Genomic DNA, 7,945 nt, shown 5'->3' with positions numbered 1-7,945 from the left:
CTCCTGTTACTACTGCAGGGTGGTCCCTTTTTCAACAGCAAGGTGGTCCCTTTTTCAATTGACATATACAAACAGAGATTATGCTCTGGGATATCGCATTGAGCGAGATAACAAAAGAGATGATAGTCATGGGTAAAAGTGAGCAAACGATACGGGATTATAACTAACACTTTAAGCGCATGGTAAACAGCTACGATGGCTTTATAAGCTCATGTAAATTTATTACATGGGACGTATTACTCAACTATTTAGCACTAGGAGATGTTTCAAACAACCCGAGAAGCATTAGACTAAAAAATGTACGTTCACTTTTGAAAGAGATGAACAAGAGAAATTATATTGCAACGGTGTTTTGGGAAGATATTACTATCGCAAAAACAAAAGATGTTCGAAAAGAATCAAAAACAGACGATATTAGCACGCTACTCAACCATCTTAATGCTGATGACTATGTAGAATTCAGAGACTACGTTTTTATCAAGATAGTATACGAAACTGGTCTGAGAGCTGGTACGATGTCACATCTCACATACGATATGTTTGACTTTAAGAATAATGTCATAAATGTATCTGCTACAATAATGAAAGGGCGAGTTGGTACAACTAAGCCTATTCCAGCAATCTTTGAGGAAATGGTGACACAGTTACACATGTGGAAAAAAAGTCTTGGAAGCAAATGAAATGGATACAGCATTTCTATTCTTGACAACAAACGGATTACCTTTTGAGAATGCCCCACGAAGCATTCAAACATAGCTAAAAGGTTCAATAAATACAATAAAAGATATGATATGCTTGTAACAACCCACGGTATACGTAGTAATTTTGCAACTCAATTAGCTTCAAATTGTGTAAGTCTAACTACGATTCAGAGCGCACTAGACTATCAAAGTTTAGAAACAACGCAAAGATATTTAGATATTGACACAGAAACTAAGAATGAAGAGATAAGCCAGTTTTTGAATAATAGATAGGTTGAACGAGTGCTCAGAAATGTAGTGAACCCCAATAATTGAGGTTTAATTGCTCTCTATCTGCTGATGCAACCAATCATTGATGTAAGAAAAAAATTCCTGGTTATTTAGTTCATTTACTAACTCATGCCGAGCATCTTTAAATAACTTAAGTGTTACATTTTCCAAATCTAATTGAACATATTGCTCATATAATGCTTGAACTGCTGTGCCATACTTACCAACAGGATCCATATCACCTGAAACAATTAAAAGAGGCAAATCCTTTTCAATTTTTTCTAGTCGTTTAGTTTGATATAACGATTTAAAAGCATGGAAGAGTTCATAGTAAAAATTTATCGAAGATACGAAACCAGACAATTCGTCTTTCTCATATTGTTCCACAACTTTAGCATCTCTTGTTAGCCAACTAGATGTTGGTTGCTGCTTTTTAAATTTCTTATTAAATGACCCAAAAGATAATTGATCAATCAATTTGGCTTCTTTTTTATCATCAAATACAGTATTTTGAAAGGTAGCTAATATTCTTCCCATTTTTACATCCAATCCATTTTGTTTGGCTGAACCAGAAAGAATCATTCCATCTATTTTTTCAGAATTTTGAATGATATACTCCTGCCCGATAAATGACCCAAAACTATGAGCAAAAACAAATAAAGGTAGCTTTGGATATTTTTTTTATCAACTCAGAAATCAGTTGTTGATCTTTAACAATTTTTTGAAAACCATCCTCACCAATATAGCCAAAAACTTCTTCTTCCGTCAAAGAATGTCCATGACCACGATGATCATCCGCATAAACAATATAACCTTGTTTATTTAAAAAAAGTGCAAACGCTTCATACCGTGCAGAATGTTCAGCCATTCCATGAATAATTTGAACGGCTCCTTTTGGTTTTTCTACTTGGTTCCATATACGTAAAAATATTTTTTGCCCATCATAAGAAGAAATATATGTAGTTGTATGTTCCATTTTCTGACTCCTATCCAACTTAATTTTATTTAGTATAATACAAATCAACTTTGAAATCCTTAAATATGTATTTTGTCAGTGGAGTAGGCAAGCATTGACTAGTATAATTTGTTTCTTCAAAATTCAAGGAACAACAGCTTCAGATAGATTTGGTATTATAGGATTATAAGGAGCAATTACTGGCTTCAGTTTTATGGAAGAAAATATTATGATTCTCTAGTGAATCTTATTGTTAAATATTTGGTTGTTCCATTAGCTATAGCATTTGTAACGTATAATCTATTCACACGCATGAGCTTTTACAGTGATGATGTGTTTAAATGTATTGTAGATGGATACTAATATCTTTTAGAAAGAGGAGATTACATGACTAAAATTGCTGTTTATCAAGTAAGAGAAGAAGAATTACCTATTGTTGAAAAATGGTCAAAAGATAATAATGTAGAAGTGAAAATTATTGACGGCCAAATAACTCCAGAAAATGTTCATTTAGCAAAAGGATTTGATGGGGTAACAACAAGTCAAAACACAAAAGTTTCGAGTGAAGTTTATGAAAAATTAAATGAGTATGGAATTAAACAAATTGCACAGCGAAGCGCGGGGTATAATTACTATGATTTAGACGAAGCAACTAAAAATAACATTATTATAAGTAACGTATCTGTCTACTCACCAGAATCAATTGCTGAATTCGTAATTACTCAAGCTTTGATGTTAATTCGAAAAGTTAATGAAATTGAAGAAAGAACAAAAGAAGGTGACTTCCGCTGGCAACCAGGCATTCGTGGAGGGTTACTTGGTGAAATGACAGTAGGAGTTATTGGTACGGGTCTATTGGTCGAGTCGCAGCAAAATTATTTAAAGGTTTTGATGCTAAAGTAATCGGTTATGATCTTTATCCAAATGACGTGGCGACAAAATATTTAGAGTATAAAGACAGTGTTGAAGAGGTTGTAAAAGAAGCAGATGTGGTGACTTTACATGTTCCAGCAACATCTGATAATCACCATCAATTTGATTATGAAATGTTTAAACAATTCAAACCAACTGCATATTTTATCAACGATGCTCGAGGAGCTATTGTGGATACTGAAGGATTACTCAAAGCTTTAGATGATGGCCTAATTGCAGGCGCTGCTTTGGATATGTATGAAAACGAAGGTTCATATATTCCAGCAGATAATCGTGAGAATGGAATTGATGATGAATTGTTCCAACGTCTTCTAGACCATCCAAAAGTAGTATTCACCCCACATGTTGCTTACTATACGGATGTGTCAGTGCGTAACATTATGAATATTGGGTTAGATTCTACTCTTGAAGTCATAAAAACTGGAGCTACAAAGAATCGTGTAAATTAAAAATGAAAAAATTAATATTTTAACATTAAAGACTATGGAATCTATTTTAAAATCCATAGTCTTTTTTAATGACTTGCGATAGTAGAGTCAAAATGAGTAGATGACTAAAATGTTTTTCTTAGCTGGATTACAGATAGTTGTATGATCTCATTGAACTCCTATTATATTTTCACAAATTATCTAGTAAAGATTGAAAAACTAGTCAAGATTTAATTGGGTATAATATCGAACAGTCTTAAGAGCGTTATGCCAGCCATTTAATTTTTTAATTCGCTCTATTTGAGCCATATTTGGTTGGAAAATTTCGCTCTCAGACACTAAAGCTTTTAATTCATTTAAATCTTTCCAATAGCCAACAGCTAATCCAGCAAGATAGGCAGCACCTAAACCTGTCGTTTCTAAACGTTCAACACGAGTTACCGTTTTATTAAGGATATCAGCTTGAAATTGGATAAGTAAATTGTTTTGAGCAACCCCACCATCAACATGTAAAATATCAAGCTCAATTTCTGTTTCTGATTCCATTAAATCGATAATATCATTAACCTGATAAGCTAAAGATTCAAATGTAGCAAGGACAAGTTCTCTTTTTCCAGTATGTTCATCCATTCCTAGAACAGCTCCTCTGACATCAGGTTCCCAATAAGGAGCTCCCATTCCTCGAAAAGTTGGAACAACATAGACAGGAGATTCTTCATTTGCTTGAAGAGCTAAAGTCTCAGAATCTTCAATGTTCTCAAATAATTCTAAGCCATCTTTCAGCCATTCAATTGCACTTCCAGAAATCAAAGCAGAACCTTCGAGAGCATAGTTAATTTGGCCGTCTATTGAATAAGCAATCGTTGTCAGTAAACGATTATTTGATAATTTTGCTTTGGAGCCAGTATTCATAACAATAAATGTCCCTTGACCATAAGTGCTTTTAACTTGTCCAGATCGGAAAGCGAGCTGGCCAAATAATGAAGCCTGCTGATTCCCAGCTACCCCACTAATTGGTATTTTTGTTCCTTCAAAAAAACTTGGATCTGTTTCACCATAATAAAAAGAACTTGGATAAACATTAGGGAGCATGGCTCTTGGAATATTAAAGAGTTCTAGTAAGTGATTATCCCATTCTAAACGGTGAATATTAAAAAGCATCGTTCTAGATGCATTGGTATGATCAGTAGCATGTAACTTCCCTTTAGTTAATTTCCAGATGATCCAACTGTCAATTGTTCCAAAAAGTAAATTTCCTTTTTCAGCTTCTGCTTGTGTTTCTTCGTTCTGGTCTAGAATCCAACGAATTTTGCTTGCTGAAAAATAAGAATCCATAACAAGTCCAGTATTTTTATGAATATACTCTTCGTTTGTATCGGTTTTCAATTGATTAATAATATTCAAAGATTGGTTAGAATTCCAAACAATTGCATTATAAATTGGTTTACCTGTTATTTTATTCCAGACAACGGTCGTTTCACGCTGGTTACTTATTCCAAGTGCTTTTATTTGAGAATAACTAATTCCTGATTTCTGGGTAACTTCTTCTATTACATTACAAACAGATTGCCAAATGACTTTCGGGTCATGTTCTACCCAGCCAGGATTTGGAATAATTTGTTGGAATTTTTGACTAGCTGTTCCTATGTAATTTCCTTTCCGGTCAATAATAAAAGCACGAGTCGTAGTTGTTCCTTGATCAATAGAAAGTATATATTCTGCCATTTTTTATCACTCCATTTATTCTATAAAAATAATAAATTGTTAATCAATTTGTAATTGGTATTTTACAAGTTTGACAAGCATTGCATGGTACTTCTGACTGTTTGGTCCGCAATTCTCTAATACCCAATGATAAAGGCTTTCAGATAAACCATAGCTATAAAAATCAGTTGCTGTTTGGATTAATTGTTTTTCATCTTGCGAAAGAGTCTGCTCTTTAAAGTAATCATTTGTCAACTCGTTAACTAGATTTTTAATCGAGTAAATAAAGTACTGTTTAAAAGAATCTAGTTTGGTATTCAAAAAAATCTTTTTGTAATAAATTTTATTTGATTCGAGATAAGTTAATAGATGCCACAAAATATCCTCCCAATTTTCCCAAGTCTTAATCGGATAAATAGATTTATTTAACTCCCAATAGAAAATCCAAGTAACTAAATCATATCTATCGTCAAAATAATCATAAAAAGTTTGGCGACGGAAACCAGCTTGCTTCATAATATCAGAGATTGAGATTTTCTCGATTGTTATTTTAGTTGTTAATTCTTGAAAGGCTAAAGCAATAATTTTTTTCGTGTTAGTTTCTTGTTCCATCTATTAAGACTCCTTTCACTAAAGAGTGGCAAGTAATTTATTATCTCAAGTATACGTTACAGAAAATATAAAGCAAAGCGGACAAAGTATAGGTTTTGTCTGTTGAGATGACAACGCTTACTTGATAATATTTATTCAAGAAGAAAGAAAACGCTTCAATTATAAATAGGAGGAATGACAATGAGAAAAGCATTTATTAGTCCAAGTAAGTACGTTCAAGGTGAAGACGAATTATTAAACTTAGGATTCTATATTCAATCTTTAGGAGAATCAGCCCTTGTTATCGGAAATAAAGAAGATATTGATCGAGTACAAGATAAATTAGATAAGACGGCAGAGAAATTTAATGTTAAACTGTATCGCGCAGATTTTGGTGGAGAAGCTACACGAGATGAAGTCGAGCGCTTGAAAAAAATAGCAGAAGAAAACGAGACAGATGTCATAGTAGGTTTAGGTGGAGGAAAAGCGATTGATACTTCTAAAGTGGTTTCAAATGGGCACAATGTGATTGTTTGTCCTACGATTGCCGCTCAGGATGCACCAACGAGCCACTCCGCTGTACTGTATACAGCCGATCATCAATTTGATGACTATGCTTATTTTATTAAAAACCCAGATGTAGTCCTAATGGATACAACAGTTATTGCGCAAGCGCCAAGCCGATTTTTAGTTGCGGGAATGGGAGACACCCTAGCTACTTATTACGAAGCGAGAGCAACCCGCCGATCAAACTCTAATGTGAATGCTGGTTTACCAAATGGTTATCATACAGGGGCAACAGGGCCAGCCAAAGGAACCATTGCAGCCATGACATTAGCCGAAAAAAGTTTGGAAATCATTCTTGAAAAAGGTTATGATGCAAAGATTGCGGCAGATAATAATATTGTCACTCCAGCCTTGGAAGACATTGTGGAAGCGAATACTTTATTATCTGGTTTAGGCTTTGAATCAGCAGGATTAGCAGCTTCCCATGCGATTTATAATGGTTTAACTGTTCTAGATGGCCCAGGAAATTACTACCATGGGGAGCAAGTTGCTTTTACAACATTTGTACAGTTAGTCCTTGAAAATGCACCAAAATCAGAAATTAAAGAACTGTTAGATTTTAGTATCTCTGTTGGATTACCAGTATGTTTAGCTGATTTGGATGTTGAAGAAGTGAAATATGATGAAATTTTAGAAGTAGCTAAAAAAGCATGTATCCCAGAAGAATCGATCCACTCAATGCCGTTTGAAATAACAGTTGAAGCTGTTGCACAGGTAATTATTGCAGCTGATGCGATTGGTCGAGACTATAAAGAAAAAATAAATAAACTGAAAAACTAAGATAGGGGTAGACATAGACATGATTAAGAAAATTTTAAATAATCCAGATTATATTGTTGATGAGATGATTGATGGAATGGTGCTAAGCCATCCAGAATTAATTAAAAGAGTTCCTGAAACAGGAATCATACAACGAACCCACGATAAAAAGGGAAAAGTGGCTATTGTTTCAGGCGGTGGAAGCGGTCATGAACCTGCGCACGCTGGGTTTGTCGGAGCAGGAATGCTGTCGGCAGCTGTCTGTGGAGCCGTTTTTACTTCTCCAACGCCCGATCAAATTTTAGAAGCCATTAAAGTAGCGGACGAGGGTAAAGGTGTATTTTTAGTCATCAAGAACTATTCAGGAGATATTATGAACTTTGAGATGGCTCAGGAACTCGCAGAGATGGAAGGAATTAAAGTAGATAGTATTGTAGTTGATGATGATATCGCTGTCGAAGACAGCCTCTACACACAAGGAAAACGTGGTGTAGCAGGTACTATATTTGTCCATAAAATATTAGGCTATGCAGCTGAAAAAGGCCAGTCAATTGAAGAAATTAAAGAATTAGCTGAAAATTTAATTCCCAATATGAAAACTGTTGGTTTAGCTTTAACGGGAGTGACTACGCCAGGAAGTAGTAAACCAAGTTTTGCATTAGCGGATGACGAAATTGAGTACGGAGTAGGGATTCATGGCGAGCCTGGATACCGGCGAGAAAAGCTACAAACTTCAAAAGATTTAGTTGATGAATTACTTAAAAAATTACTAGAAGAATTTGAAGCAAATTCAAACAATCGCTTTGCAATTATCGTGAATGGTTTAGGTGGAACACCTCTAATGGAGCAATATGTATTTGCAAATGATGTTCACAAACAAATGAAAGATAATAAGTTGGAGATTGAATTCTCAAAGGTAGGAAATCTGATGACATCATTAGAGATGCAAGGTTTATCTTTAACTCTACTTCGTCTAGAGGATGACTTCTATCTGGAAGCCTTAAAAGCAACTGTTGATACTATTAATTGGTAAATTT

4 protein-coding genes and 3 pseudogenes are annotated in these 7,945 nt (G+C 34.5%); 4 read left to right on the top strand and 3 right to left on the bottom strand.

Annotated elements, in window-relative coordinates:
* Positions 1-179 precede the first annotated feature (179 nt).
* Positions 180-974 (top strand): annotated as a pseudogene (locus ACFO5Y_RS07645) (tyrosine-type recombinase/integrase).
* Between the two features lie 45 nt (positions 975-1,019).
* Here the strand turns inward: ACFO5Y_RS07645 and ACFO5Y_RS07640 are convergent.
* Positions 1,020-1,839 (bottom strand): annotated as a pseudogene (locus ACFO5Y_RS07640) (alpha/beta fold hydrolase).
* A gap of 474 nt (positions 1,840-2,313) precedes the next feature.
* Here ACFO5Y_RS07640 and ACFO5Y_RS07635 point away from each other — a divergent pair.
* A pseudogene (locus ACFO5Y_RS07635) lies at positions 2,314-3,308 on the top strand (D-2-hydroxyacid dehydrogenase).
* 198 nt (positions 3,309-3,506) lie between these two features.
* On the opposite strand, the gene glpK reads toward ACFO5Y_RS07635, so the two are convergent.
* Together glpK and dhaS are read right to left on the bottom strand one after the other, a co-directional pair.
* On the bottom strand, positions 3,507-5,012 hold the full coding sequence (gene glpK / locus ACFO5Y_RS07630) for a glycerol kinase GlpK (RefSeq protein WP_197104958.1): 1,506 nt from the start codon (positions 5,010-5,012) through the stop codon (positions 3,507-3,509).
* A gap of 39 nt (positions 5,013-5,051) precedes the next feature.
* On the bottom strand, positions 5,052-5,603 hold the full coding sequence (dhaS, locus tag ACFO5Y_RS07625) for a dihydroxyacetone kinase transcriptional activator DhaS (protein ID WP_197104957.1): 552 nt from the start codon (positions 5,601-5,603) through the stop codon (positions 5,052-5,054).
* A gap of 180 nt (positions 5,604-5,783) precedes the next feature.
* On the opposite strand from dhaS, the gene ACFO5Y_RS07620 reads away from it, so the two are divergent.
* Both ACFO5Y_RS07620 and dhaK read left to right on the top strand, forming a co-directional pair.
* Positions 5,784-6,929, top strand: a complete 1,146-nt coding sequence (locus ACFO5Y_RS07620) for a glycerol dehydrogenase (RefSeq protein ID WP_197104956.1) — start codon at positions 5,784-5,786, stop codon at positions 6,927-6,929.
* A 22-nt stretch (positions 6,930-6,951) separates the two neighbouring features.
* Positions 6,952-7,941, top strand: coding sequence for a dihydroxyacetone kinase subunit DhaK (gene dhaK / locus ACFO5Y_RS07615; protein WP_197104962.1), 990 nt, complete (start codon positions 6,952-6,954; stop codon positions 7,939-7,941).
* The last annotated feature ends 4 nt before the right edge of the window (positions 7,942-7,945 follow it).

The organism is Ruoffia tabacinasalis, assembly GCF_042652985.1.
In the GTDB taxonomy this organism is placed as follows: Bacteria; Bacillota; Bacilli; order Lactobacillales; family Aerococcaceae; genus Ruoffia; species Ruoffia tabacinasalis.
The sequence above is the reverse complement of the archived record's forward strand: the minus strand, read 5'-3'. Positions and strand labels throughout refer to the sequence as shown.

Excerpts from the sequence above, each read along its gene's own strand:
- glpK (WP_197104958.1), bottom strand. The coding sequence starts at position 5,012 with ATGGCAGAATATATACTTTCTATTGATCAAGGAACAACTACGACTCGT.
- dhaS (WP_197104957.1), bottom strand. The coding sequence starts at position 5,603 with ATGGAACAAGAAACTAACACGAAAAAAATTATTGCTTTAGCCTTTCAA.
- ACFO5Y_RS07620 (WP_197104956.1), top strand. The coding sequence starts at position 5,784 with ATGAGAAAAGCATTTATTAGTCCAAGTAAGTACGTTCAAGGTGAAGAC.